Origin of the sequence: Sphingomonas quercus (assembly GCF_018863195.1) — a bacterium.
Lineage (GTDB): Bacteria > Pseudomonadota > Alphaproteobacteria > Sphingomonadales > Sphingomonadaceae > Solisphingomonas > Solisphingomonas quercus.
Genome location: NZ_JAHKRT010000009.1, coordinates 128,064 through 152,746, shown reverse-complemented (window position 1 = coordinate 152,746; position 24,683 = coordinate 128,064). Strand labels below are relative to the sequence as shown.

The following is a 24,683-nucleotide window of genomic DNA, read 5'->3' as shown; positions in this document are numbered from 1 at the left end:
GTCGTCATCCGACGTGTTCGGCGGGCAGATCAGGACCGGGATTATCCATGTCGGCAGAGACCGTCCTTCCCTATTGCGGTGCGCCCCCGGCCGTCGGAACGCTCGCCGAACGGTGGAATCTCGACCCCATGCTGCTGGCGGCGCTGGCGATACTCGCCCTCGTCGCCCTGCTGCGGGCGCCGGCGGGGCGCCGCCCGCTGGCCGCGGCGGGCTGGACGGTGGCGGCGCTGGCGCTGATGTCGCCGCTCTGCGCGCTGTCGGTGTCCCTGTTCGCCGCGCGGGTCAGCCAGCACATGCTGCTGGCGGTGATCGCAGCCCCGCTGATCGCCGCCGCGATGCCGGCACCGCGCAGCGACCATGGGTTGTGGCCGGCGACCTTCGCCTTCTTCGTCGCCTTGTGGTTCTGGCACATGCCGGTGCCCTATGACGCGACTTTCCATTCGACCGTCATCTACTGGGCGATGCACATTAGCCTGTTCGGAACGGCGATCTGCCTGTGGCGGGCGCTGCTCGGGCATCGGCCGCACCACGGGCTGCGCGCGCTCGCCGCCGGCACGGTGACGGCCCTGCAGATGAGCCTGCTCGGCGCGGTGCTGACGTTCGCCAGCTATCCGATGTTCCCGTGGCATTTCGCGACGACCGCGGAATGGGGCCTGACGCCGCTGGCCGACCAGCAATTGGGCGGCGTGGTGATGTGGGTGCCGGGCTGCCTGCTGCTGCTCTGGGCGGGGCTGCGCTCGACCCGCGGCCTTGCGAGCGCGATGAAGGCATGAACGGCCCGCTCGCCTATCTCGACGGCTTCGGCAGGCGGGCCGACATCGTCGTGCCGCTGACCTGGGCGGTGACGATCATCTCGATCGCGGTGTGCATCGTCATCGCCGCGCTGCTGTGGATGGCGATCCGCCGCGGGCGCGAGGCGGCGGGCGTCGATGCGATGGCGGTGCGGCGCTCGGAAGGCGGCATGCGCTTCATCACCATCGGCCTTGCAGTGTCGCTGGTGCCGCTGCTCGTCACGCTGGTCTGGACGATGAGCGCGCTTGCCGCGATCGGCGCGCCGCCCCGCCGTGCGCGGGTCGAGATCGACGTGACTGCCCATCAATGGTGGTGGCAGGCGGATTACGCGGGCGACCAGCCCTCGCTCGGCCTGCGGACCGCCAACGAGATCCACATTCCGGTCGGCGAGCCGGTGTTGCTCAGGCTGCGCGGCGCGGACGTGATCCACAGCTTCTGGGTGCCGAAGCTGTCGGGCAAGACCGACCTCATCCCCGGCCAGACCAACCTCACCTGGATCGAGGCGAACGCGCCCGGCCGCTATCGCGGCCAGTGCGCGGAATATTGCGGGCTGCAGCACGCCCATATGGCCTTCGAGGTGGTCGCCGACACGCCGGCCCAGTTCGCCGCGTGGCGGCAGGCGCAGCTACAGACCGCACCGCCCGCAGCCACGCCGCAACAGGCGCGCGGCCGCGCACTGGTCGAATATCGCTGCGCCCTCTGCCACACGGTACGCGGCACGATCGCCGGCTCCAACGTCGGCCCCGATCTCACCCATCTGATGAGCCGCAGCATGATCGCGGCCGGCACTCTCCCCAACGACAGCGCGCATCTCGCCGGCTGGATCGTCGATCCGCAGAGCTTCAAGCCCGGATCGCTGATGCCCGCCCAGGCGCTCACCGGCGACCAGCTCGCCGACGTCACCGCCTATCTGGAGACGCTGAAGTGACGCCAGCACGCAGCCAGCGCATGATCGCCGACACGCCCGAGATCGGCGAGGTCACCCAGGCCCTTCGCGACAGGCTGGAGGCGATCTGGGAGACCAAGCCCGGTTTCGTCGGCTGGCTGGCGTCGGTCGATCACAAGGAGATCGGCCTGCGCTACATCGTCACCGCCTTCCTGCTGCTGGCGATCGGCGGGGTGGAGGCGCTGGTCATGCGCCTCCAGCTGATCGGACCGGACAGGCATCTGCTGACGCCCGAGCAATATAACCAGTTCTTTTCGACGCACGGCATGACGATGATCTTCCTCTATGCGTCGCCGATCCTGTCGGGCTTTTCCAACTACCTCTTCCCGCTGTTCCTCGGCTCGCGCGACATGGCCTTCCCGCGCATGAACGCGCTGAGTTACTGGGTGTATCTCGCCTCGGCCCTGTTTCTTTATGCGGGCTTCGTGGTCGGCGCCGGGCCGAATGACGGCTGGTTCAACTACGTCCCCTATGCGTCGCGCGAATATAATCCCGGGCTCAACATGGATATCTACGCGCTGGGCATGATCCTGCTCGGCATCTCGACCAGCGTCGGCGCGGCCAATTTCATCGTCACCGTGTTCCGCTGCCGCGCGCCGGGCATGTCGATCAACCGCATGCCGGTGATCATCTGGGGCACGCTGACCGCCAGCGTCGCCAATCTGGTGGTGATCCCGGCGGTCAGCCTCGCCTTCTTCCTGTTGTGGCTGGATCGCCAGTTCGGCACCCATTTCTTCGATCCGGCGGGCGGCGGCCAGCCCTTGCTGTGGCAGCATCTGTTCTGGATGTTCGGCCACCCGTGGGTCTACGCGATCGTGCTGCCGGCGATGGGCATGGTGTCGGACGGGCTGCCGGTGTTCTGCCGCCACCCGCTGGTCGGCTACACCGCGGTTGCGCTGGCGACGGTGGCGACGATGGTGCTCGGCTTCGGCGTGTGGGTGCATCACATGTTCGCGACCGGCCTGCCGGGCCTCAGCCTGTCCTTCTTCTCCGGCGCATCGATCCTCATCGCCATTCCGAGCGCGGTTGCGATCTTCGCCTGGATCGCGACGATCTGGCTGGGGCGGCCGATCCTGACGACCGCCTTCCTGTTCTTCGCGTCGATGATCCTGCTGTTCGTGATCGGCGGCGTGTCCGGCTTCATGACCGCGAGCGTGCCGGTGGACTGGCAGCTGACCGACACTTATTTCATCGTCGCGCACATCCATTATGTGCTTATCGGCATCAACGTCTTCCCGGTGGTCGGCGCCACTTATTTCTGGTTCCCGAAGATGACTGGCCGGCTGATGGACGAGCGCCTCGGCCGCTGGAATTTCTGGACGATGTTCGCAGGCTTCAACATCGCCTTCCTGCCGATGCACCTGACCGGCCTGATGGGCATGCCGCGCCGCGTCTACACCTATCCGGCCGGGATGGGCTTCACCACGCTCAACCTGATCACCACCATCGGCAGCTTTCTGTTCGCCGCCGGCGTGCTCATGTTCTTCTGGAACGTGGTGAAAAGCTGGCGCGGCGGGGCGGAGGCGGGGCCCGACCCGTGGAAGGGGCCGACACTGGAATGGGCGATCCCCTCGCCACCCCCGCCCTATAATTTCGCGGTGATCCCGACCATCGCCACCCGCCACCCGCTATGGGAGGACGATCTCGACGAGGGCCGCGCCCGCTCGACCCTCGATCGCGGCATGACGCTGGCCCATGGCAAGGAGGCACTCGCCACCACCAGCCTCGACGGCGAGCCCGACATGATCCTGAAGATGCCCGAGGATACGCTGGCGCCCCTGATGCTGACGCTGGCGCTCACCCTGTTGTTCGCAGCGATGCTCGGCAAGCTGTGGTGGCTGGCCGCCATAGGCAGCGGTGCGGTGCTCGCGGCGCTGATCTTCTGGACATGGCCGCGCCGCCAGTTGCTCGAGCGGGAGGCCGCCGTCCATGGCTGAGCAGGTGATCAGCGCCCCGCGATCGCTGCCCGTCGGCCCGGTGGAGAGCCACGGCGTCGGCTGGAACGGCATGGCCTGCCTGATCGCGTCCGAGGCGGCCCTGTTCGGCTATCTGCTGTTCTCCTATTATTATCTGGGCGCCAGCAATCCGCGCGGCTGGCTGATGGAGCCCCATCCGGACCTCCACCTCGCGCTGCCCAACACGCTGCTCCTGCTTGCCTCCAGCGTCGCCGCCTGGTGGGGCGAGCGCGGCGTCCGGCAGGAGAGCAAGGGACAGGCCCTGGCCGGCCTCGCGCTGGCGCTGGTGATGGGCACCGTGTTCGCGACCGTGCAGGTCTATGAGTGGCACGCCAAGACCTATGCGCCGGGCACCTCCTCCTACGCCTCGCTCTATTTCATCACCACCGGACTGCACATGGCGCATGTCGTGATCGGGCTGGCGGTGCTCGCCATGCTGATCCTGTGGATCGCGTTCGGCTATTTCAGCCCGCTGCGCCGCCTGCCGGTCTCCAACGGCGTACTCTACTGGCACTTCGTCGACGCCGTCTGGCTGTTCGTCTTCACCACCTACTATCTCACCCCGTTGCTGGGATTTGCGCGATGAGCACCCATCCCGCCCCCCACCGCCATCGCACGTCATTGTGGGAGCTGGGCTTCGCGCTGACCGGCGGCTGCATCGCCTGGGGCGTGCAGTTCTGCGCCAGCTTCGCGGTGGCGAGCCTCGCCTGCTTCGATGCCGGCGAACGCAGCCATCAGGCCGAGCGCCACGCCCAGCCGGTGATCCTGTGGATCACCATCGCCTGCCTGCTGGTCGCGCTCGCCGCGACGGGCGTGTCGTGGCTGGTGTGGCGCCGCACCCGCGAGGAAGCCGAAGGCGGCCATCGCGAGCTTCTCGAAAAGGGCGGCGGGCGGACCCGTTTCCTCAGCCTGTGGGGGCTGCTGCTCGGGCTCGGCTCGGCGCTGACGATCCTCGCCAATCTCATCGGCCTGCTGCTGGTGCCGCCATGCGCCGGCTGAGCCCAATCCGACACTGGACCCATGCGATGAACCGCAAGACCCTTATTGCCGCCGCCGCCATCGTCGCCGTACCGGTCGCCGCGGCGGGGATCGCGCTGTTCCCGGACCGCGAGGGCGCGAGCCCGCCCGTCCCCGAACCCGTCCCCGCCGAAGCGGTGTTCACGCGCGCGCAGATCGGCCGCGCCGTCGCCGCGCCGACCCCCGCCGCCGGCCGCACCGTCGCGCCGCAAAGCGCGGCCCCTGCCGATGACGGCCAATGGGTGATGCCGGCGAAGGATTATGCCGCCACCCGCTTCTCCGCGCTGGGCGAGATCAACCCGGCCAATGCGAAGAACCTGCAGGAGGTGTTCAGCTTCTCGCTAGGCGTCGACAAGGGGCAGGAAGCAGCGCCGCTGGTCGTCGGCTCGACCATGTATGTGGTCTCGGCCTTCCCCAATTATGTCTACGCCCTCGATCTCAGGCGCAACGGCGCGCTCAAGTGGAAATATGCGCCGAAGCCGCTGCCGGCGGCCGCCGGCGTCGCCTGCTGCGACGTCGTCAACCGCGGCGCCGCCTTCGCCGACGGCAAGATCGTGTTCAACACGCTCGACGGCCAGACCATCGCCCTCGACGCCGAGACCGGCAAGCCGCGGTGGAAGACCAGGCTCGCCGACATCAACAAGGGCGAGACGATCACCATGGCGCCGCTCATCGCCGGCGGAAAGGTGCTGGTCGGGGATTCGGGCGGCGAGTTCGGCGTGCATGGCTGGCTGACCGCGCTCGACCTCGGCACCGGCAAGATCGCGTGGCGCGCCTATCATACCGGCCCCGACGACCAGGTCCTGATCGGCAAGGATTTCCATCCCTTCTACGCCGCCGATCGCGGCAAGAATCTCGGCGTCTCGACCTGGCCGCCCGATGCCTGGAAGATCGGCGGCGGCTCGATGTGGGGCTGGATCGCCTTCGATCCGGCGGCGAACACGATCTATTACGGCACCGCCAATCCCGGGCCGTGGAACGCGCAGCAGCGGCCCGGCGACAATAAATGGACCGCCGGCATCTTCGCCCGCGACATCGCCACGGGTCAGGCGAAATGGTTCTACCAGTTCAGCCCGCACGACCAGCATGACTATGACGCGATCAACGAACAGATCCTGCTCGACATGCCGTTCGCGGGCAAGATGCGCCCCGTGATCTTCCGCGCCGAGCGCAACGGCTATGTCTACATCCTCGATCGCAATACCGGGCAGGTCCTGTCGGCCGACCCGTTCGGCCCGGTCAATTCATCGAAAGGCGTCGACCTCAGGACGGGCCGGCTGGTCGTCAATCCGGAGAAGGAGACCAAGCTCGGCCAGGTCATCCACGACATCTGCCCCACCGCCTCCGGCGCCAAGGACTGGAACCCGAGCGCGTTCAGTCCACGCACCGGCCTCATCTACATCCCGCACGAGAATCTGTGTATGGACTGGATGAACCTGGAGGTGAACTACATCGCCGGCACCCCCTATGTCGGCGCCGAGGTGAAGATGAAGCCCGGGCCGGGCGGCCATCGTGGGGTGCTGACGGCGTGGGATCCGGTGATGCGTCGGCCGGCCTGGGAAGTGAAGGAGGATTTGCCCGTCTGGTCCGGCGCGGTGGCGACCGGCGGCGATCTCGTCTTCTACGGAACCATGGACGGCTCGTTCAAGGCGCTCGACGCGCGCACCGGCAAGCTCGTCTGGCAGAAGAAGCTGCCGAGCGGCATCATCGGCCAGCCGATCAGCTATCGCGGTCCCGACGGCCATCAATATGTCGCCGTGCTGTCGGGGGTCGGCGGCTGGGCCGGGGCGATCGTCTCGGGCGCGCTCGATCCGCGCGACGGCTCCAGCGCGCTCGGCTTCGTCAACACCATGACGGACCTCGTCCGTCGCACCACTGCGGGGGGGACGCTCCATGTCTTCGCGCTTCCGCACTGACGCGGCCCTCGCCGCCGTCCTGCTCCTCGCGCTCGCCGGGTGTCACAAGCCGCCCCAGGCCGAGCCCGCCGCGCCCGGCGGCCCCGGTGCGCCGGGCGTGCCCGTCTCCGGCCTGATCCCGGCCGGGGGTGGCCCGCCGAGCGCACCCAATCCGCGAGCCCTGCCCTATTATGACAGCAACGAGGCGGTGGCGCAGGGCATGCGCGCCTACAAGCAGTATAATTGCGGCGGCTGCCACTTCAACGGCGGCGGCGGCATCGGGCCGGCCTTGATGGACGATGTCTGGATCTATGGCGGCCGGCTCGACCAGATTTACGCCACCATCTATCAGGGGCGGCCGAACGGCATGCCCGCCTGGGGCGGCAAGATCCCGGACCAGCAGATCTGGCAGATCGCCGCCTATGTGCGCTCGATGTCGCTGCCCGAGACGATCGCCGCCAACCAGGGCGGCACCCCCTCGCAGCACCCCGCCCCGGTACCGCGTGCGGCTGACGAGCATGGCGGCTGGCAGTTGCCCGAGGGTACGGTGGAGAAAGTGCCTTGAAGGCTGGCCTGCGGGCCGTCCTGCCGGTGCTCGCGCTGCTCGCCGCCTGCTCGCCCGAGCGCAAGGGGGACGACCTCGTATTCGTCTCCGACGAGGAGGCCAATGTCGTCCATGTCATCGACGGCGCCTCGGGCGCGAAGGAGGGCGATCTCGTCACCGGCGCACGACCGCGCGGCCTCGCTCTCTCGCCGGACGGGCGGACGCTCTATGTCGCGGCCAGCAACGCCAATCGCATCGAGGCGTGGGACGTCGCCGGGCGCCATCGCCTCCACGTCTATGACAGCGGCAGCGATCCCGAACGCTTCGCCGTCAGCCCGGATGGCCACACCCTCTATATCGCCAATGAGGACCACAGCGCCGTCTCCTTTCTCGATCTCGCCAGCGGTCGCATCACACGGGAGGTGAAGGTCGGCCCGGAGCCGGAGGGCATGGGGGTGAGCCCGGATGGCAGACTCGTCATCGCCACCTCGGAAGCGGCGAGCACCGCACATTTCATCGACGCCGCCACGGGCCGGCTGATCGACAGCATCATCGTCGGCTCGCGACCGCGCGACGCGTTGTTCGTCGGCGGCAAGCTGTGGGTGTCTTCCGAGCAGCGTGGCACGATCAGCATCATCGATCCGGTCAGCCGTCGGATTGCCTCGGTGATCGATCTCGTCGCCGCCTTTCCGGATCTGGACAGCGCGCAGGCCGTCGAGCTGAAGGCGACCCGCGACGGCAAGCGCGCCTTCGTCGCCATGGGCCGCGGCAACCAGGTCGCGGAGATCGACCCCGCCAGCTTCCGCATCGTCCGCAGTTTCCCCACCGGCACCCGCAACTGGGGCATCGCGCTGTCGCCCGACGACGGCCGGCTTTATGCGGCGAGCGGCCTGTCCGGGGATGTGACGATCATCGACCTCAAGGCGAATCGCGTCCTCCGCCGCGTGACCTTCAAGGGCCGGCCGTGGGGCGTGGTGGCGGCGCGGCGATGAAACGGCCGGCGCTCGCCTGCCTGCTGCTGCTGGCCGCCTGTTCCGGCCAGCGCACGCTCACTGTCTGCGCCGATCCCAACAACCTGCCCTTCTCGAACCGGGCCGGCCAGGGGTTCGAGAACCGCATTGCGCAGCTGATCGCCGACAGCCTCGGCGCGAAGCTGGATTATGTCTGGTGGGCGCAGCGGCGCGGCTATGTCCGCAACACCCTCGGCGAGAAGAAGTGCGATCTCTGGCCGGGCGTGGCGAGCGGCGTCGAGATGGTCGCCACGACGCGGCCCTATTACCGGTCGAGCTACATGTTCGTTACCCGCGCCGACAAGCCGCTGGCCGGGCTGACCCTGGACGATGCCCGGCTGAAGACGCTGAAGCTCGGCGTGCAGCTGATCGGCGACGATGCGATGAACACCCCGCCGTCCCATGCGCTTGCCCGGCGCGGACTGACCACGAACGTCACAGGCTATATGCTCTACGGCGACTATAGCCGGCCCAATCCCCCGGCCGCGATCGTCGAGGCGGTGGAGAAGGGGGATGTCGACGTCGGCCTCGTGTGGGGACCGCTTGCCGGCTATTTCGCGAAGACGTCGCCGGTGCCGTTGCGGCTGGAGCGGGTCACCCCGTGGCTGGACGATGCACAATGGCCGATGGTCTATGAGGTCTCGATGGGCGTGCGGAAAGACGATCCCGCGCTGCTCCGCCGCATCGAGGCGGCGCTTGCGCAGAACCGCGCGCGCATCCGCGCCACGCTCGGCGACTATGGCGTGCCGCTGATCGACTGAACGGCATGGACCGCGGTGCGTTCACCTTTTCACACAGTGAGAAGGCAGCGCCGATGTCCATCCACAAGATGATCGCTCTCCACCCGCAGACCGGCGGCGATCCGAACGAGCCGCTCGCTACGGCGGCGCGCCACGCCATGTTCTGCGCGGAAATGTGCACCTCCTGCGCCGACGCCTGTTCGGCCGAGGAGATGGACATGCGCCAGTGCATCCGCACCTGCCTCGACTGCGCCGATGTCTGCACCGCAGCCGCCCGCCTTGCCGTGCGCCGCACCGGGCAGAATGACGAGGCGGTCCGCGCCATGCTCGAGGCATGCGTCCGCGCCTGCGAGATCTGCGCCGAGGAATGCGCCCGTCACGATCACGGCCATTGCCGGCTCTGCGCCGAGATGTGCCGCGAATGCGCGAGCGACTGCCGCGCGGCGCTTCAGGCCGCCTGAAGCGCCCGGTCCAGCGCGGTGACGATGCGGGCGAACAGTCCGTCCGCGTCATTGTCGAGCTTGTGCCCGCCCGGCATCGTCTCGGTCCGCACATTGGGCTGATGGAGCAGCGGGCAGAGGCTGTCGGTCTCCTCCTTCCCGTGAACGCAGAGCACCGGCAACCAGTCCAGCCGGCGCGCGCTGTCGACGGCGGCCGCGTCCGCGGCCACCCAGCCCAGCGTCTCGGCCGGCGAGGCGCGGAACATCACCGTGTCGGTCGGCACCACCAGCGCGACCATCGCCAATTTCTCGCGGAGCGCGCGCGGCAGCCCGATAAGCCCGACATGCACCATGTCCGCGCCATAGGACTGGCCGACCAGCAGCAGTCTTCGCGCATGGCCGAATGCGAGGCCGCGGCGCACCGCATCGGCAAGCAGCGCCTGCGCTTCGGCGGGCGTGCGCCGCTCCCGGAAATAGACCAGCGAATTGACCGCCAGCACAGGGATGCCGTGATCGGCCAGCCGCCGGGCGATGCGGGGCCCCATGCCGACCTTGATGCCCATGTCTCCGGACACCAGTACAGCTGCCAGCCCCTCATGGCCCGGCGCAGGGGCGGCGGTGGCCGGCATCGGCACGTAAAGCGCGCCGCCGAAATAGCCGAGCCACGTCGCGAAGCCGAGCATGCCGGCCGCGACGAGGAGCAGCAGGGCGAGCATCAGCGTCCGGAGCCTCGCGCCCGCGCCATGCCGGGATAATTTCAGCATCCACTCATCCTCCGCGCCCGCGCGCCTGCGGCGAGGTCGATGCCGGGACAGGTTCGGCATGACCGGAGAGGAACAACTCCACCCGCAGACCCGGCCGATTGTCATGCAGCCTCAGCGTCCCGCCATGCAGCCGCGCCACCGCCGCCGCCAGCGCCAGCCCCAGCCCCGCTCCGGCTTCGGTACGCGCCGCGTCGAGGCGGCCGAAGCGACGCAGCGCCGTGGGACGCAGCGCCTCCGGGATGCCGGGCCCCTCGTCGCCGACGCTGATCGCCACACCCTCGCCGGTTTCCCGCGCCGCCAGCAGGATGCGGCCGGCGCCATATTTCATGGCGTTGTCGATGAGGTTGGCGATCGCCTGGCCGAGCAGCTCGCGATGCACCCGCGCGCGAAGGCCCGGCGCCGCATCCGCGGCAATGGCGAAGCCGCGGTCCTCGGCAATCGGCCCGTAAAGCTCGACCATGTCGGCGATCAGCGCCGAAAGATCGGTGTCGACGAGATGCTCACGACCCAGCCCCGCCTCGGCGCGGCTGATGCGCAGCGCCGTGTCGAGCATCGCCAGCAGCCGGTCGCCTTCCTCGATGGCACGGCCGATGGCGGCGCGCGCCATCTCCCCGTCGCTGGCGAGCAGCGCCCGCTCCAGCGTCGAGCGCAGCCTGGTGAGCGGCGAGCGCAGGTCATGGGCGAGGCCGTCAGTCGCGATCTTCAGCTCGTTCATCAACGCCGCGATGCGATCGAGCATGGCGTTGATCGTGTCGCCGAGCGCGGCGAAGGCGTCGTCGCCGCCCTCCGCCGGCACGCGCTGGTCGAGGTCGCCCGCCGCCACCGCCCGCGCCGTGCCGACCGTGGCGGCCAGCTTGCGCACGATCAGCCGCGCCGAGATCCACGCCGCGAAGGCCGCCAGCGCCACCGCCACGGCAAACGCGCTGGCCATCGCCTCCTCGAGGATGACGGTGAAGCGCTGCTCGCTCTCCACGACATGGCCGGTGAGCAGCCGGCCGTCGGCGAGCGGCGTCGCCACCAGATACATCTGCTCCGATGCCTCGTGGCCGATGCGGAACAGCTCGATGGTTTGCGCCGGCGCGTCGGGCGGCACCGAGGGCGGCCAGGCGGCGAGGTTGCCGGCCACCGCGTGGCCATCACGATCGGCGAGCAGCACCACCGCGCCGGCGGCCTTGCCCGGCCCCGCCTGAGCCGCCACCGCCCTGGCCAGCACCGCGAACCCGCGCTGGCGATAATGCGGCAGCAAGGCGTCGCGCAGCGCCTCGGCGCGGGCGCGCGCCTCGCCGCGAATCTGATTCTGGGTGAGCTGGTGGACGATGCCGAGCAGCAGCGCGGCTCCGGCCAGCTGGAGCAGGAATACCAGCCCGGCGAACCGGAAGGTCGTCGACCGCCAGTTCAACCGTCGAGCCCGAGCCGATAGCCCGATCCACGCACGGTATGGAGCAGCGGCCGTGCCTCGCCCTCGTCGATCTTCTTGCGCAGCCGGCTGACATGCACGTCGATGACGTTGGTGCCCGGATCAAAATGATAATCCCACACCCCTTCCAGCAACATCGTCCGCGTCACCACCTGTTCGGCGTGGCGCAGCAGGAATTCGAGCAGGCGGAACTCGCGCGGCTGCAGATCGATGGCGCGCGGGCCCCGGCGCACCTTGCGGGACAGCAGGTCCATTTCGAGATCGTCGCAGGCGAGCCGCGTCTCGACGCCGGCCCCCCTTCCCTGGGCGCGCCGGATCAGCAGGCGCACCCGCGCCAGCAGCTCTGCAAAGGCGAAGGGCTTGGTCAGGTAATCGTCCGATCCGCCCTCCAGCCCGCGCACGCGATCCTCGGCCGAGCCCAGCGCGGAAAGCACGATCACCGGCGTCTCGATGCCGGCGGCGCGCAGCGCGCCGAGCACTGCCATGCCATCCATGCCCGGCAGCATGCGATCGAGAATGATGCAGTCATGGCTGGCATCGGTGGCGTGAAACAGGCCATCGCGGCCATTGTCGGCGCGCTCGACGAGGAAGCCATGCTCGGCAAGGCCGGCGGCGACGAAGTCGGCGGTGCTGGCATCGTCCTCGACCAGCAGGATCTTGTGGCTCATCCCAGCCCGTTCCCACGCATGCGCTTCATATGGATGTCGATCAGCGCCTGTCCGCGCAGGACATGCAAGTCGAGATTGTCATGCGGGGCGCCGGCCACCTCGCGGTAGAAGGCGGCGGAGCTCGGCGCGGGCAGCCCGTCCACGTCCTCGATGCGGTCGCCCACCCGCAGGCCCGCCCGCGCGCCGGGTCCGCCGGTCCTGAGGCTGGTGACAGTCAGCCGCGCGGCGTCGCCGGTGCCGGTCACCGCCAGCGTCGCGCCGATCGGCCGCTGGCGGGCGACGATCGCGGGCGTATGCCGAAAGGCGTGGGCGAGGACCAGCATCGCCGCCACCGCCGACAGCGCCGCCCCCCACCCGATCCATGACAGGAAACGCATCATGCCGGCCTCGTCCGTACACCTCCGATGATGCGCATCGATAGCGCCGACCGTCCTACCCCGGCATGGGCGCAATATGACTTATTGGTCATCTTGTACCCAAGCCCCGGTTCAGCTTCGTTGCGCTAGAGGGGATCATCACGCCGCGACCAGCGGCGCACGGAATGGAGTTTTGACATGCGCAAAGCGGCCCTCGTCCCGATGCTTCTCGGCACCGCCCTGCTCGGCGCGGGCGTGGCCCAGGCGGCGCCCCGCGGCACCCCGGACACACAGCTCGCCAAGGCCCTGCAGGGTCGCACCGCCGGCAAGCCGGTGAATTGCATCCGGCTGATGGACATCGACACCTCGCAGATCATCGACAAGACGGCGATCCTCTACACGACGCGCAACGGCACGGTGTACGTGAACCGTCCCACCTCCGGCGCGGAGCAGCTACGCAGCTACTATACGCTCGTCACCGACACGCACACCAATCAGTTGTGCAGCATCGACACGGTGAAGCTCTATGATTCGGCGTCCCGCATCTCTTACGGCTGGGTCGGGCTGGGCGATTTCGTGCCCTATGCCAAGCCGCGCAAGGGCTGAACCTCGCCTGATCCCGGGGAGGCCGCCGGCCTCCCCGGGACATTACCAATAATTTACTTGCCGACCACCGCGGCGCCATCCGGCGGCGGCTAACAATCGCCCCCGACGCGCCGAAGGGGGTTCGATGATGAAGACGATGCTGCCGATCCTCGCCGCGGGCGCGCTGCTCGCCGCCGGGCCGGCAGCGGCCTCGCGCGCCGTGCCGACCGACGGACTATGGCTCAATCCGCGCGGCACCGTCGCGGTGCGTACCGGCGATTGCCAGGGTCGGCTGTGCGGCTGGATCGTCTGGGCCGATGGCCAGGCGATGGCCGATGCGCGCGACAGCGGCATCGATCGGCTGATCGGCGTCGAGCTGCTGGAGGATTATGTGCCGCGCGGGGCCGGCCACTGGTCCGGCTCGGTCTATATTCCCGACATCGGCCATCGTTTCGCCTCGACGATCACCCAGATCGGCACCGATGCGATGAAGGTGCAGGGCTGCCTGGTCGGGGGCTTCATCTGCAAATCCCAGATCTGGCAGCGCATCGCGCGGTTGCCCAATGGCTGAGGTCCTCGGTCTGCTCCGCCGCTACCGGACGTTGCTGTCGATCGCGCTGGTCGCGGCGATGATCGGCCTCGGCTTCACCGCGCTCCACCAGCTCACCGAGCGGCTGAGCCTGCACGATGTACGCGCCGCGTTCCACGCCATCGCGCCGGGCCAAGTGCTGCTCGCCTTCGCGCTGACTGCGGCGAGTTATCTGGCGCTGACCCTCTATGACGCGCTGGCCCTGCGCATCATCGGCCGCCCGCTGCCGTGGCGGACGGCGGCGCTCGCCTCCTTCACCAGCTACACGATCAGCCACAATCTCGGCCTGTCGCCGATCACCGGGGGATCGGCCCGCTACCGCATCTACAGCAGCGCCGGCCTCGACGCCGGCGAGGTGGCGCGGATCGTGGTGATCGCCTCGGCCACCTTCTGGATGGGCGTGCTGGCGGTGACCGGCGCGGCGCTGGCCGGCCATCAGGGGCCGCTGTCGCTCGCCGGGCTGGCGCTGGGCGCCGACGCCGCGCATGTCACCGGGCTCGCGATCATCGCCGCGACCGCTGCGCTGGTCCTGTTCTGCGCGCTCGGGCCGGGTGAAGCGCGGTTGTTCGGGGTCCGCCTGCCCCTTCCCGGCGCCGCTCAGGCCGCGGCCCAGATCGCCATCGCCGCCATCGATCTTGCCTGCGCCGCGGCCGCCTTGTTCGTGCTCATCCGCGGCGCCGCGCCGGCGTTGCTGCCGACGTTCATCCTCGCCTATGCGCTCGGCATCATCGCCGCCCTGGTGACCCATGTGCCCGGCGGCCTGGGCGTGTTCGAGGCGGTGGTCATCGCCACCGTGCCGGCGGACCGGCCGGCGCTGGCAGCCGCCCTGATCGCCTATCGGCTGATCTATTATGTCGTGCCGCTGGCGCTCGGCATCGCTGCGCTCGGCCTGCACGAGGGGCGCGAGCGCCGCCTCGCCCGCGCCATCGCCGGGGTGCGGGTGGTGGCGAACGGCATCGCGCCGCTGCTGATGAGCGCCGCCGCCTTCCTCAGCGGCACGCTGCTACTGCTCTCCGGCTCGACGCCGGGGGTGCCGGCGCGGCTCAAGGATCTGCACAGCATCCTCCCCCTGCCGTTCATCGAGGCGTCGCATCTCGCCGCGAGCCTCGCCGGCACCTGCCTGCTGCTGCTGGCGCCCGGTCTCTATCGGCGGCTGGACGGCGCCTTCGTCTCGGCGCGAGCGCTGCTGCTGGCGGGCGCGATCTTCTCGCTGGCCAAAGGCATCGACTATGAGGAGGCGATCATGTGCCTCGCCGTCGCCGGCCTGCTGCAATGGACCAGCCCGGCATTCTACCGGACCACCGCCTTCACCGCGCGCGCCTTCACGCCGGTCTGGTTCGCCTGCGTGACGGCGGTCGGCGCGCTCAGCCTGTGGGTCGGGCTGTTTTCCTACAAGCACGTCCTCTACCAGAACAGCCTGTGGTGGGATTTCGCGTTGCACGGCGATGCCTCGCGCTATCTGCGCGCCAGTCTCGGCGCAGCGGTAGTCCTCGCCGGCGCGGCCTTGTGGCGGCTGTTCGCGCCGGCTGCGCCCCGTGCCCGGGCCACCGCGCTGCCGCAGCCTCTCCTGGCGGTGCTCGACACCGCCGGCCGCACCGACGCGATGCTGGCGCTGACCGGTGACAAGCGCTTCCTCTTCTCCCCCGCGGGCGACGCCTTCCTGATGTACCAGATCCGCGGTTCGAGCTGGATCGTCATGGCCGATCCGGTGGGCCCGCGGGAGGCGTGGGCCGGGCTGATGTGGACGATCCGCTCCATGGCCTATGCCGCGCAGGGGCGGCTGATGCTCTACCAGATCAGCAGCGACATGCTGGAGATCGCCATCGCCCTGGGCTTGCAGCTCGTCAAATATGGCGAGGAAGCGATTGTCGACGTGCAGCATTTCCGGCTGGAGGGCCCGGCGATGCGCTCGATCCGCCACACCGTGCGCCGCGCGGAGCGGGAGGGCGCAAGCTTCGCCGTCGTTCCAGCCGCCGAGGTGCCGGCGATCCTGCCGGCGCTGGCCGCGCTCTCCGGGGAATGGCTGGAGGCCAAGGGCCAGCGCGAGAAGGGCTTCAGCCTCGGGCAGTTCGATCCCGATTACGTCGCTCGCTTCGACTGCGCGCTGGTGCGTGTGGACGGGCGGATCGTCGCATTCGCGAATGTCTGGAAGACGGCGAACCGCCGCGAACTGTCCGTCGACCTGATGCGCCACGGCGCCGGGTCGCCGCCGGGCGTGATGGACTTCCTCTTCGCCAGCCTGATCCTGTGGGGCAAGGATCAGGGCTATGCGCGCTTCTCGCTCGGGCTGGCGCCGCTGTCGGGAATGGAGGCGCATCGCCTGTCGCCGCTGTGGGTCAAGGCGGCAGCGACGATCTTCCGCCACGGCGAGCGCTTCTACGGCTTCCGCGGGTTGCGTGCCTACAAGGAGAAGTTCGCCCCCTCCTGGGAGCCGCGCTATATCGCCGCGCCGCGCGGGCTGGGCCTGGTGCGCGCCCTCCACGACCTCAACCGGCTGATCGGCAACCCCCGCTCGCTCGACACCCCGCTCGATGAGGAGGGGATCATCGCCGGCCCCGCCGCAGCGCCGCCGCATCCGACGACGCCCCTTCTCGCCGCCTGAACCGCCCCCCTCGACGATGATATCATGCCGCCCCGGGGGCTTTTCGCGCCGTGTCGCGGGCGAAGGGTCGTTGCGGCAGGGGGCTTCTCATGGCAGTCACCGCACAAGGGGTTGAGGGGGATAAGACCATGGGCATCTGGGGGCGGTTGCGGCGGAAGTTCGGCCTTGGCGGACTTGTCGTCGGCGGCATCATCATCGCCGCCCTGGCCTTCATCGGCGCGAGCGCGCTGTTCGACCTGTCGCCCGAAAGGGTCGACACCGCCAATGGCAGCCGGTTCCCGTGCACCGTGCTCAGCGTCTATGACGGCGACGGCCCGATCAATTGCGCGGAGCGCGACCAGTCCGGGCAGCAGGTGAAGGTGCGTCTGCGCGGCATCGAGGCCCGCGAGATCGACAATTCGTGCAGCCGGCCGGATATCTGCCCCAAGGCCACCGGCGCCGAAGGCAAGGCCGCGCTGCTGCGTTACGCCTATGGCAAGCTGACCTGCACATCCTTCGGGCCGTCCTACTCGCGGGTCAACGCGACCTGCGTCAACCCGAAGGGCTTCAACCTCAGCTGCGAGATGCTCCGCAGCGGCACGGCGATGCGCTGGGCCGAATATGACCCGGAAGGCAGCCTGCTCGCCTGCCTGCCGCCCGGCAAGACGTGAGCGGCGGCGGGACGATGCTCGATCGGCTGCGCGCCGGGTTCAGCCATACCGCCCTGATGCCGGCTGTGGTGATCTGGGGCTTCGGCTATGTGCTGGTCGATCTCTTTGCGTTCCTCAGCGGACATAGCGCGCCCGGCCTGACCTTCGTCTTCTCCCCGCCGATGTTCGCGCTGGGCGTGGGGCTGACGCTGGCCCTTGACCGGCTGCGCCTCGAGATGCTGGCCCGCCCGCCGGGGCTGCGCTGGCCGCTGCTGGTGGCCGCGATCCTCGCCGCCGCCGCCGTCCAGTCCTTTTTCGATCTCTACTGGATGCGCTGGGTGGCGACGGTGATCCTGCCCGAATGGCAGGCCTGGGCGCTGGTGTTCGATCCGCAGCGGCTGGCCACCATCGGCATTATGTATCTGTGGACCTTCTGCCTTGCCCTCACCTTGCTGTGGGCGACGCGGGTCAGCGGCGCGGCGGAGGTGACGGCGGCCCGCGCCGCCTCGGCCGAGGCCGCCGCCGCCCGCGCCGAGGCGGCAGTGTTGCGGCTGCAGCTCAACCCGCATTTCATGTTCAACACGCTCAATTCCATCTCCAGCCTCGTCCTCTCCAACCGCAAGGCCGAGGCCGATCGCATGATCGACCGGCTGTGCGAGTTTCTGCGCGGCTCGCTCTATTCCGATCCGACCGCCGACGTGCCGCTCGCGCAGGAGATCGACAGCATCGACGCCTATCTCGGCATCGAGGCGGCGCGCTTCGGCGACGATCTGGACATCGACATCGACACCGCGCCGGACGTGTCCGAGGCGCAGGTCCCCAATTTCATCCTCCAGCCTCTCGTCGAGAATGCGATCAAGCATGGCGTGTCGCTGGCCCGCGGCCGGGCGACGGTGCGGGTGACGGCGTTGCGTGAGGCGGACATGCTCGTGCTCGGCGTATGCAACAGCGTCGCCCGGCGCGACGGCGACCCTGTGGCCGCGCCGGAAGAGGGCCAGGAAGGACATGCCCGGCCCCGCACCGGCATCGGCCTTGCCAATATCCGCCAGCGCCTCGCCAATCGCTACGGCAGTGCCGCGCGGCTGGAGACCGGCCCGACCGATGAGGGCTTCCGCGCCGTGATCCGCCTCCCCTTCGTCGCCTAGGCTGAATCCTATCGACCCAAGGAGGACCCCTCCCTGGCCAGCCGGTCTGCGAGCGCCGCCGCGAAGCGCCCGGCATAAGCGCGGCAGGCTCGGGCATCGACGAACGGATTCGTCTCGGGCCGCGTCGCCAGCCGGGCATGGCGGAGGTCGCCCCCGGATTGGTCCGGATGCGAGGATAGCAGCACGTCACACGGCAACGCCCGCATCACCTGGAAGCTGCGCCGGTAGCTTTCGACCACTGCGCGATGCGCCGGATCGGAGAAGCGATAGCCCTCTCTCGAAACCGGGTTGAGGCTGGAGGCGAACACCATGTTCAGGCAGCGGCCGGCCTCGCAGGAACGCCATGTCCAGCTCATGCTGCCGGCGGTGTGGCCGGGAGTGGCACGAGCGGTGACGGCCACTCCGCCGAGCCGGATCACCTCGCCATCGCGGACGATGCGCAGCCGCCTGACGCCAGGGAAATCGATGATCTCGCCCGATTGCGGGTCGGATGCGTCATTATGTCCGACGCGAAGCGCCGCCGCGCCGGCGCTGCTGGCGACGACCGTCGCTCTGCTGTCACGGGCCACGGCGGCAAGACCGCCGGCATGATCCCAATGGGGCTCGGTGCTGAGAATGAGCCTGATGTCCTCGACCCGGAAGCCGAGCTTGCGGATATTCGCCTCCAGCGCGGGCACGGCCTGCGGCACGGCGGCGTCGATCAGGATCAATCCCGCCGCCGTCCGGATCAGCGCGACATTCAGCCCCGCAAAGCCCACAATATAGCTATTGCCATAGACCTTTACCGGCGCCTGCTCGCCCAGCCAGCGGGCGGCATAGTCCGGCTCGATCGGCCGGGTCAGCGGGTCGACCGGCCCTTGGGCAACCGCCGCGGCACCGCTGCATATCGCCGTAAGCGCCAACATTGCAGGCTTCATCCGTCACCCTCCCTTGCCGAACCGGGGGCGAGGATGGGGCGGCGGCGGCGCCCGCACAAAGCATCTTATCTCGACAGAGCCATGAGCAAAGCTCATGGCGGGCCGATGGATCGTCCGCACCTGCCGCTCAACGCGCTGCGCGCCTTCGAGGCTGCGGCGCGCCACCTCAACTTCACCCGCGCCGGCGTGGAGCTGTGCGTCAGCCAGGGGGCAGTCAGCCATCAGGTCGCCCAGCTCGAACGCCGGCTCGGCGTGCCGCTGTTCCGGCGCCTGCCGCGCGGTCTGGCGCTGACCGACGAGGGGCTGGCGCTGGTGCCGGTGCTGGCGGACGCGTTCGACCGGGTGGCGGCGACACTCGATCGCTATGCGGAAGGCCGGTACCGCGAGGTGCTGACCCTCGGCGTGGTCGGCACTTTCGCCGCCGGCTGGCTGCTTGAGCGTCTCCCCGATTTCGCCCGCGTCCATCCGCAGGTCGATCTGCGGGTGATGACCAACAACAACCGCGTCGATCTCGCGGGAGAAGGGCTGGATCTCTCCATCCGCTTCGGCGACGGCGCCTGGCAGGGGACCCATGCCGAGCCGGTCCTCCCCGCCCCGCTCACCCCGCTCTGTGCCCCGGCCGTCGCCGCGCGTCTCGCCGATCCCGCCGATCTGGCGCGGGTGACGCTGCTGCGCTCCTATCGCGCGGATGAGTGGCCGCGCTGGTTCGCCGCGGCCGGAGCCCACTGCCCGCCACTGCGCGGCCCGGTGTTCGACAGTTCGATGCCGATGGCGGTCGCGGCCGCCACGGGCCTCGGCGTCGCGCTGGCGCCGGCGACGATGTTCGCCAGGGAGCTTGCCGCCGATCGCCTCGTCCGCCCGTTTGCGATCGAGGTGGCGACAGGGCGCTACTGGCTCACCCGCCTGATGTCGCGGCCGGACAATGCGGCGATGGCAGCGTTCCGGGCTTGGCTCTCGGAAACCGTTGCGCTAGCGGAATGACAGGGCCTGCATCCTCAGGAGGTCGACGCCGATGGCGCTCGCCATGTTGCTGCTCGCCGCCGCGCAATCGCCGGTGCGGCTGGTCCAGGGCACCGATCCGATCACCGACCGCCCCAGTGCCTGGGCGGTGATCGGCGATAGCAGGAATCACATCGCGGTCGGCTGCGACGGCGGCAAATCCTATCGCCCTGAGGTGATCATCCGCTTCCCGGTCCAGCTTGGTGCCTCCCGGCCAGGGCTGCTCACCGGCGGCCACCCCGTCACCTATCGGTTCGAGGGCAAGTCCGCGGAAACCGTGCGCTGGTATTCGTGGAAGGCGCAGGCCCAGGCCGGCGAAGCGCCGACCAGGGCAACCGGCTTCATCAAGGGGCTGATGGAGAGCCGCCGCGTCTCGATCCGCACCACCGCGCGCTCAGGCGCGCGGCTCGACCAGACCTTCGATTATGACGATGCCGGGGGGCTGATCGCCAAGGCGCTGATGATCTGCCATGTGCCGCTGCCCTAGGCCCTAGCCGGCATCGCTCCAGCCGAGCCCGAGCGCCTTCTGGATCGCGACGAAGTCGCCCGCCAGCCCTGCCTCGGCGAGCGACAGGCTCTGCGCCGCGGCGACCTGCTGGCGCTGCGCGTCGAGCAGGTCGATCAGCGTCGTCGTGCCGGCCTTGTAGCGCTCGGCCGACAGTCGCACCGCCTCGTCGGCGGAGGCCTTGGCGCGCGCGAATGTCGCCACCTCGACCCGGCGATAGCGGAAACGCGACAGCGCGCTTTCGGCGTCGCGCAGGGCGGCGAGCACGGCGGCGCGATAGCGTGCCTCAGCCTCGTCGCGCACACCCTCGGCCTTTTCGATATTCGCCCTGGCGCGGCCGAAGTCGAGGAAGCTCCAGCTGAGCTGTGGCGCGGCGATCGCCGCGAAATCGTCGAGATGGCTGAGCGCGCTCAACGAGGTGCCGCCGATGCCGATCAGCCCCATGAAGCTGAGCTTGGGGAAGCGCGCCGCCTCGACCGCGCCGATTCTGGCGGTGTCGCTGGCGAGCGTGCGTTCGGCGGCGCGGATGTCCGGCCGACGGCGAAGCATCGTCGCCGGATCGCCGATCGCGACCGTCGCCGGCGGCAGCGGCAGCTTGCCCTCCGCGCCGAGCGTGGCGTCGAGGGCGCCGGGTTCCTCGCCGGTGAGGATGGCGAGCTGGTTCAGATAGGCGTCGCGCTCGGCGTTGAGCGGCACGATCTGGGCGCGGGTGGTGTCCAGCTGGCCTTCCAGTCGGGTCACGTCCAGCCGGGACGCGGTGCCGCGATCGAGCCGCTGCCGGCTCAGCGCCAGCATCTGCTCCTGCATCGCCACCGACGCGTTGTTGAGCGCGATGCGGGTCTGCCGGTCGCGCAGATTGACATAGGCTTGCGCGACATCGGCCGAAAGGCTGACCTGCGCGTCGGCGAGGCTCGCCTCCGCCGCTTCGGCCGAGGCGCGCGCCGCCTCGACGGTGCGGCGACGGCCGCCGAACAGGTCGATTTCCCAGCTCGCGTCGAAGCCGAGATTGTAGAGGTTGAGATTGCTGGTGCCGCCGCCGTCGCTGTCCCCGCTGTCGCCATTGTCGTCGCCGCCGAAGTCGAAGCCCGGAATGCGCGCGTGGGCGTAAAGCGCGGATGCGCTGACCGAAGGCATGCCGTTCGCCTTCTCGACGCGAAAGGTCGCGCGGGCCTGGCGCAGGCGGGCGCGGGCGGTGGCGAGATCAGGGTTGGCGGCGAGCGCCTTGACGACCAGCGCGTCGAGCGCCGGATCGCCCAGCGCCTCCCACCAGCGGGCGGCGGGCGCCTCAGGCGTGAACTGGCCCTCGTCGGCGCGGACGAAGCCCGCCCCGCCCGCCGCCTTGGGAGCGGCCGCCGGCGGGCCGGCATAGTCGCGGCCGACGGTGCAGCCGCCGAGCATGATCGCGAGGGAAAGGAGGGGAAGGATGGGACGCATGACGTTCCTCAATGGGCCTGGACCGGCTTGGCGCCCATGGGCAGCGGCCGGAGGAAGAACACGAGCGGCAACATCAGCACGATGCCGACGGTGAGGATCCAGAACAGATCGGCATAGGTCATGGTCAGCGCCTGCGCCTGGATGGTGTTGCCGAGCGACTGGAAGGCGGCCGCCTCGCCGCCCAGCCGGGCGGCCTGCCCGGCCATGTAATCCTGCACCATCGCCGAATTGGCGTGCAGCGATTCCTCCATGCGCCGGCTGTGCAGCCACAGTCGCTGGTCCTGGATCACGGCGATGCCCGCCAGCGCGAACGAGCCCCCGAGGTTGCGCGCCGCGTTGTAGAGGCCGGCCGCGTCCGCCGCCTGCTGCGGGGGCACGGATCGGATCGCCGCCTGATTGAGGAACATCATCACGCAGACGGTGCCGACCCCGCGCAGCAGCTGCGAATCGACGAAGTCCGCGCCGTCCGAGAAGACGGTGATCGAGGTTTCCATATAGGCGCTCACGGCCAGCAGGACGAGGCCGAAGATCACCGAGATACGGATGTCGACGTGGCGCAGCAGCAGCGGCGTGATCGGCATCATCATCAGCATCGGCACGCCGGACAACAGCACCACCCAGCCCGACTGGAGCGAGTTGTAGCCCGAGATCGTGACCAGGAATTGCGGGATGACGTAGGAGGTGCCGTAGATCACCATGCCGATGACGACGACCATCATCACCACGCTGCCGAACTGCCGATCCCTCAGCAGGGCCAGCCGGATCACCGGCTTCTTGGCCAGTATCTGGCCCGCCGCGACCAGCGCGAAGCCGACCATGGAGACGAGCGTCAGCCAGATGATAAGCGAGGATGAGAACCACTGCTCCCGCTCGCCTTCCTCCAGCACCACGGTCAGCCCGCCGAGGCCGAGCGCCATGCCGGCGATGCCCAGCCAGTCCGCCTCGCGCAGCATGCCGAAATTCGGCTTCTGATGCGGCATCGCGACGAGCAGCAGGGTGAGCAGCATCGCGCCCACCGGCAGGTTGATGAAGAAGGCATAGTGCCAGCTGACATTCTCGGTCAGCCAGCCGCCGAGCACCGGGCCGGCCACCGGCCCGAGGATCGCCGTCATGCCGAACAGCGTGTTGCCGATCGGCTGCTGGGAGCGCGGCAGGCGGGTGGCGATGATCGTCATCGCCGTCGGGATCAGCGCCCCGCCGGTGAAGCCCTGGCCGACGCGGCCGACGATCATCATCGGCAGCGTCGTCGAGATGCCGCACAGCATCGAGAAGATCGTGAACAGACCCGCCGCCACCAGCAGCAAGGTGCGCAGGCCGAGCACCTTCTCCAGCCAGCCTGACAGCGGGATGATGATGATCTCCGCCACCAGATAGGCGGTGGCGATCCACGTGCCTTCGGTGCCGCTGGCGCCGATCTCGCCCTGGATGGTCGGCAGCGACGAGTTGACGATGGAGATGTCGAGCGTCGCCATCATCGCGCCGAGCGTGCCGGCCACCACCGCCAGCCAGGCGGCGGCGTCGGCTTTCTGCTCGGGCTGCGCGGAGCCCGCGGAGCCTGCCGGGGCGCTCACTTGCCCGCCTTCCTCCGCGCCTCTTCCTGTTCGGCGAGGCGATCCATCTCGCCCTTGGCGGCGATGGTGTCGACATCGACGGTGACGGAAAGGCCCGGCACCAGCAGCTTGCGCACCTGCGGGCCGGCATCGATGGCGATGCGGACCGGCACGCGCTGCACGATCTTGGTGAAGTTGCCGGTGGCGTTCTGCGGCGGCAGCAGCGAGAATTGCGCGCCCGTGCCCGGCGAGATGCTCTCGACATGGCCGGCGAGATCGACGCCATCCAGCGCATCGACATGGATGCTGGCCGGCTGGCCGACGCGCATCAGGCCGATCTGCGTCTCCTTGAAGTTCGCCGTGATGTAGAGCGTGCTTAGCGGGACCAGCGACATCAGCCGGGTCGCCGGCTGCACGAACTGGCCGGAACGCACCGTCTTGTCGCCGATGCGGCCGGCGACGCCGGCGCGCAGGATGGTGGACCCGACATTGACGTTGGCGGCGGCGAGCTGGGCGCGGGCCGCCTCGCCCTGCGCCTCGGCCTGACGGATCTGCGCCTTGAGCGACGCGATGCGGCGCTCGGCGCTGAGCACGGTCGCGCGCTGGGCGGCGACATTGTTGTTGGCCTGCGTCGCCTGGCTGCGCAGCGTCGTCAGCTTTTCCTGGGTCTCGGCGCCGGCAGCGGCGAGTGGCGCGTAGCGCTCGACCTGGCTGTTGGCGTAGTTCGCGTCGCTGACGGATACGGCGAGCTGGGCGCGGGCCTGCGCGATCGCCGCCTCCTGCTCTCCGATCATCGCGCGGACATTGTCGGCATTGGCGGCCGCGACGTCGATCTGCGCCTGATATTGCGACGCCTGCGCGCGGTAGTCGCGCGGATCTATGCGGACCAGCGGATCGCCGGCCTTCACATCCTGGTTGTCGACGACATAGACCTGCTCGACATAGCCGCCGACCTTCGGCGAAATAGTGATCGCGTCGGCCTGGATATAGGCATCGTTGGTGCCTTCATAATATTTGCCGCGCGTCTCGTAGCGGATGAAGAAGGCGATCACGCCCACCGCGATGACGGCCGCCGCGATCAGCAGGTTCCGCTTGATCCGCGCGCCCCGCGACCCCTTGCCCGCGCTCTCGGAATTCTCGACCATCGCTGTCCCATATCCTGGCAGTGCAGAGGCGGCCCTTGC

25 protein-coding genes are annotated in these 24,683 nt (G+C 69.2%); 17 read left to right on the top strand and 8 right to left on the bottom strand.

The window, feature by feature from the left end:
* The first annotated feature begins 47 nt into the window (after positions 1–47).
* Genes KOF26_RS15960 through KOF26_RS15915 form a run of 10 tightly spaced genes read left to right on the top strand, consistent with a single transcriptional unit; the run spans position 48 to position 9,360 of the window.
* Complete coding sequence (locus tag KOF26_RS15960; RefSeq protein WP_216327362.1) at positions 48–773, top strand: cytochrome c oxidase assembly protein; 726 nt, start codon at positions 48–50, stop codon at positions 771–773.
* Positions 770–1,720 carry a cytochrome c oxidase subunit II gene (gene coxB, locus KOF26_RS15955; protein ID WP_216327359.1) on the top strand — a complete coding sequence of 317 codons (951 nt, stop codon included), beginning with the start codon at positions 770–772 and terminating at the stop codon, positions 1,718–1,720. The genes KOF26_RS15960 and coxB overlap by 4 nt, the downstream gene beginning before the upstream one ends.
* Positions 1,717–3,675: a cytochrome c oxidase subunit I gene (ctaD, locus tag KOF26_RS15950; protein WP_216327355.1), complete on the top strand. Its 1,959-nt coding sequence runs from the start codon at positions 1,717–1,719 to the stop codon at positions 3,673–3,675. The genes coxB and ctaD overlap by 4 nt, the downstream gene beginning before the upstream one ends.
* Positions 3,668–4,279 (top strand): cytochrome c oxidase subunit 3, encoded by a 612-nt coding sequence (locus KOF26_RS15945; protein WP_216327352.1) that lies wholly within the window; start codon positions 3,668–3,670, stop codon positions 4,277–4,279. The genes ctaD and KOF26_RS15945 overlap by 8 nt, the downstream gene beginning before the upstream one ends.
* Entirely contained in the window at positions 4,276–4,692 is a 417-nt protein-coding gene (locus KOF26_RS15940; protein ID WP_216327350.1) for a hypothetical protein, read from the top strand. Before KOF26_RS15945 ends, KOF26_RS15940 begins: the two co-directional genes overlap by 4 nt.
* Before the next feature lie 26 nt (positions 4,693–4,718).
* Positions 4,719–6,626, top strand: a complete 1,908-nt coding sequence (locus KOF26_RS15935; RefSeq protein WP_216327346.1) for a methanol/ethanol family PQQ-dependent dehydrogenase — start codon at positions 4,719–4,721, stop codon at positions 6,624–6,626.
* Positions 6,604–7,170, top strand: a complete 567-nt coding sequence (locus KOF26_RS15930; RefSeq protein WP_216327344.1) for a c-type cytochrome — start codon at positions 6,604–6,606, stop codon at positions 7,168–7,170. Before KOF26_RS15935 ends, KOF26_RS15930 begins: the two co-directional genes overlap by 23 nt.
* On the top strand, positions 7,167–8,141 hold the full coding sequence (locus KOF26_RS15925) for a PQQ-dependent catabolism-associated beta-propeller protein (RefSeq protein ID WP_216327341.1): 975 nt from the start codon (positions 7,167–7,169) through the stop codon (positions 8,139–8,141). The genes KOF26_RS15930 and KOF26_RS15925 overlap by 4 nt, the downstream gene beginning before the upstream one ends.
* Positions 8,138–8,920: a substrate-binding domain-containing protein gene (locus KOF26_RS15920; protein WP_216327338.1), complete on the top strand. Its 783-nt coding sequence runs from the start codon at positions 8,138–8,140 to the stop codon at positions 8,918–8,920. Before KOF26_RS15925 ends, KOF26_RS15920 begins: the two co-directional genes overlap by 4 nt.
* 53 nt (positions 8,921–8,973) lie before the next feature.
* Complete coding sequence (locus KOF26_RS15915) at positions 8,974–9,360, top strand: four-helix bundle copper-binding protein (RefSeq protein ID WP_216327335.1); 387 nt, start codon at positions 8,974–8,976, stop codon at positions 9,358–9,360.
* On the opposite strand, the gene KOF26_RS15910 is transcribed toward KOF26_RS15915, so the two are convergent.
* Genes KOF26_RS15910 through KOF26_RS15895 form a run of 4 tightly spaced genes read right to left on the bottom strand, consistent with a single transcriptional unit; the run spans position 9,348 to position 12,565 of the window.
* Complete coding sequence (locus KOF26_RS15910) at positions 9,348–10,103, bottom strand: virulence factor (protein WP_253201510.1); 756 nt, start codon at positions 10,101–10,103, stop codon at positions 9,348–9,350. The two genes, KOF26_RS15915 and KOF26_RS15910, sit on opposite strands and share 13 nt — an antisense overlap.
* A 4-nt stretch (positions 10,104–10,107) precedes the next feature.
* Positions 10,108–11,502 (bottom strand): sensor histidine kinase, encoded by a 1,395-nt coding sequence (locus tag KOF26_RS15905; protein WP_216327332.1) that lies wholly within the window; start codon positions 11,500–11,502, stop codon positions 10,108–10,110.
* On the bottom strand, positions 11,499–12,188 hold the full coding sequence (locus KOF26_RS15900; protein ID WP_216327327.1) for a winged helix-turn-helix domain-containing protein: 690 nt from the start codon (positions 12,186–12,188) through the stop codon (positions 11,499–11,501). Before KOF26_RS15900 ends, KOF26_RS15905 begins: the two co-directional genes overlap by 4 nt.
* Positions 12,185–12,565: a PDZ domain-containing protein gene (locus tag KOF26_RS15895; protein ID WP_253201509.1), complete on the bottom strand. Its 381-nt coding sequence runs from the start codon at positions 12,563–12,565 to the stop codon at positions 12,185–12,187. Before KOF26_RS15895 ends, KOF26_RS15900 begins: the two co-directional genes overlap by 4 nt.
* Before the next feature lie 177 nt (positions 12,566–12,742).
* Here KOF26_RS15895 and KOF26_RS15890 point away from each other — a divergent pair, with 177 nt between their 5' ends.
* From KOF26_RS15890 to KOF26_RS17455, 5 genes are all read left to right on the top strand, one after another.
* Positions 12,743–13,150, top strand: a complete 408-nt coding sequence (locus KOF26_RS15890) for a hypothetical protein (RefSeq protein ID WP_216327322.1) — start codon at positions 12,743–12,745, stop codon at positions 13,148–13,150.
* A gap of 124 nt (positions 13,151–13,274) precedes the next feature.
* Positions 13,275–13,700 carry a DUF2147 domain-containing protein gene (locus KOF26_RS15885; RefSeq protein WP_363182278.1) on the top strand — a complete coding sequence of 142 codons (426 nt, stop codon included), beginning with the start codon at positions 13,275–13,277 and terminating at the stop codon, positions 13,698–13,700.
* Positions 13,693–16,320, top strand: a complete 2,628-nt coding sequence (gene mprF / locus KOF26_RS15880; RefSeq protein ID WP_216327320.1) for a bifunctional lysylphosphatidylglycerol flippase/synthetase MprF — start codon at positions 13,693–13,695, stop codon at positions 16,318–16,320. The genes KOF26_RS15885 and mprF overlap by 8 nt, the downstream gene beginning before the upstream one ends.
* 128 nt (positions 16,321–16,448) lie before the next feature.
* A complete protein-coding gene (locus KOF26_RS15875) occupies positions 16,449–16,970 on the top strand; it encodes a thermonuclease family protein (RefSeq protein ID WP_216327317.1) in 522 nt (173 codons plus the stop codon).
* Positions 16,967–18,094, top strand: a complete 1,128-nt coding sequence (locus tag KOF26_RS17455; RefSeq protein WP_216327315.1) for a sensor histidine kinase — start codon at positions 16,967–16,969, stop codon at positions 18,092–18,094. Before KOF26_RS15875 ends, KOF26_RS17455 begins: the two co-directional genes overlap by 4 nt.
* An 8-nt stretch (positions 18,095–18,102) precedes the next feature.
* Here KOF26_RS17455 and bla read toward each other — a convergent pair whose 3' ends face one another.
* Positions 18,103–19,011, bottom strand: coding sequence for a subclass B3 metallo-beta-lactamase (gene bla, locus KOF26_RS15865; RefSeq protein WP_253201508.1), 909 nt, complete (start codon positions 19,009–19,011; stop codon positions 18,103–18,105).
* 105 nt (positions 19,012–19,116) lie between these two features.
* Between bla and KOF26_RS15860 the strand changes: the two genes are divergently transcribed.
* Positions 19,117–19,992, top strand: a complete 876-nt coding sequence (locus tag KOF26_RS15860; RefSeq protein ID WP_216327469.1) for a LysR family transcriptional regulator — start codon at positions 19,117–19,119, stop codon at positions 19,990–19,992.
* 31 nt (positions 19,993–20,023) lie between these two features.
* The gene (locus KOF26_RS15855) at positions 20,024–20,497 is read left to right on the top strand and encodes a hypothetical protein (RefSeq protein ID WP_216327313.1); all 474 of its coding nucleotides are present in this window, start codon (positions 20,024–20,026) and stop codon (positions 20,495–20,497) included.
* Between the two features lie 3 nt (positions 20,498–20,500).
* Here the strand turns inward: KOF26_RS15855 and KOF26_RS15850 are convergent, their stop codons facing one another.
* Genes KOF26_RS15850 through KOF26_RS15840 form a run of 3 tightly spaced genes read right to left on the bottom strand, consistent with a single transcriptional unit; the run spans position 20,501 to position 24,644 of the window.
* The gene (locus KOF26_RS15850) at positions 20,501–21,949 is read right to left on the bottom strand and encodes an efflux transporter outer membrane subunit (protein WP_216327311.1); all 1,449 of its coding nucleotides are present in this window, start codon (positions 21,947–21,949) and stop codon (positions 20,501–20,503) included.
* 8 nt (positions 21,950–21,957) lie between these two features.
* Positions 21,958–23,520, bottom strand: coding sequence for a DHA2 family efflux MFS transporter permease subunit (locus tag KOF26_RS15845; protein WP_216327308.1), 1,563 nt, complete (start codon positions 23,518–23,520; stop codon positions 21,958–21,960).
* On the bottom strand, positions 23,517–24,644 hold the full coding sequence (locus KOF26_RS15840) for an HlyD family secretion protein (protein ID WP_216327306.1): 1,128 nt from the start codon (positions 24,642–24,644) through the stop codon (positions 23,517–23,519). The genes KOF26_RS15845 and KOF26_RS15840 overlap by 4 nt, the downstream gene beginning before the upstream one ends.
* Positions 24,645–24,683 lie beyond the last annotated feature (39 nt).